The organism is Psychrobacillus sp. OK028, assembly GCF_900103605.1.
Lineage (GTDB): Bacteria > Bacillota > Bacilli > Bacillales_A > Planococcaceae > Psychrobacillus.
This window is the reverse complement of the sequence record NZ_FNHY01000020.1, coordinates 1-1,460: the sequence shown is the minus strand read 5'-3', so window position 1 is coordinate 1,460 and position 1,460 is coordinate 1. Positions and strand designations below refer to the sequence as shown.

Genomic DNA, 1,460 nt, shown 5'->3' with positions numbered 1-1,460 from the left:
GATAGTGTATAAAAGTTTGTGTAAGGCTTTTTTTGGACAAAAATAAAAAGGCAAAGTACCCTCAAGTTATCGACTAAAACAACTTTAAAAGGAGAACTTTGCCCATGTCACATTCTAACATATTTTCATCAGATATTTCTAATCAAATCCAAGAAATGATTCAATTATTTTTGAAAGAAAAGTTGGAGTTTCTACTGAAACAAGAGATAGAATCTGCACTTGAAAATGAACCAGTCGGAGAAAGTAATTCGAAGAATGGTTATTACAAACGCACTTTAGATACGATATATGGAAAGGTAGAAGATCTTGCGATCCCACGTGATCGCAAGGGCCAATATCAAACCGCTCTATTTGATCCATATCAACGTCGCATGGTTGTGGTGGACGATTTAATCGTGCAATTGTATCAACACGGAGTTACCCCACGTAAAGTAGGATCTATTATTCACGGCTTATTAGGGGAAGCTTACTCTACTGGTACTGTTTCAAACATCACCAATAAAATAGTCGAGGATATTGAACTGTGGAAGAAACGTCCTCTTCGTACTCGTTATCTTGCGGTATACCTTGATGCCACTTTTCTTAATATTCGCCGAGATACTTATGAAAACGAAGCAGTCTATATTGCTATCGGATTGACAGAAGACGGTTATCGGGAAGTATTGGGATTCTTTGTTGGAGGAAATGAGAGTGCACACGGATGGAAGGAAGTTCTGTTTGATATAAAGTCCCGTGGTGTGGAACAAGTTGCTCTTGGTATATTTGATGGTCTGTCTGGTCTAGATACTGCTTTTCAATCCGTCTATCCCGACGCAGATGTACAACGCTGCGTCGTTCATAAGGTCCGATATACGGCACATCGTATTCGTCCGAAGGATCGTCCTGATTTTCTTCTAGATTTGAAAAAAGTCTATACAGTAGATCATTTTGATGAGGCTGTTCAAGAACTTAGTCAACTACAATCCAAATGGGGCAACCTTTATAAAAGAGAAATTGCCTCATGGGAGAAGGAACTGCCTGCCTTAATGACCTTTTTAAAATACCCTAAGGATATCCGAAAGTACTTGTACACGACTAATTTGATTGAACGCTTCAATAGAGAAATTAAAGCAAGAACGAAGGTATCTAGTAACTTCAGCACAGTAGAAGCCGCTGAAAAGATAGTTTATTTGGTGACGACCAATTATAACCAAAGGTTTGATTCGAAAACTTTAAGTGGTTTTAATCTTTCGAGTAAGGGGATTGCAGAGATCATGAGAGAAAAATTTGGGGATTAACCTGCCCGGTAATTGTCTGAACTACCACTTGACATGGAGCCTCTGCGGGCGTGAGTTATAAGCCCAAAGCCAGCTGAAACAGAGCTGGCTTATCAAGATTATCCTATCACGCCCACCTCTCCATATAAAGTGGACAGAGAACAAGTTCTCTTTAGTTCGCAGTAATTAAATTCCACTCAATAA

General features: G+C 39.2%; 1 protein-coding gene. It reads left to right on the top strand.

From position 1 onward, the window contains the following. Positions 1 to 104 precede the first annotated feature (104 nt). Positions 105 to 1,277, top strand: a complete 1,173-nt coding sequence (locus BLR36_RS18490) for an IS256 family transposase (RefSeq protein ID WP_093063211.1) — start codon at positions 105 to 107, stop codon at positions 1,275 to 1,277. Positions 1,278 to 1,460 lie beyond the last annotated feature (183 nt).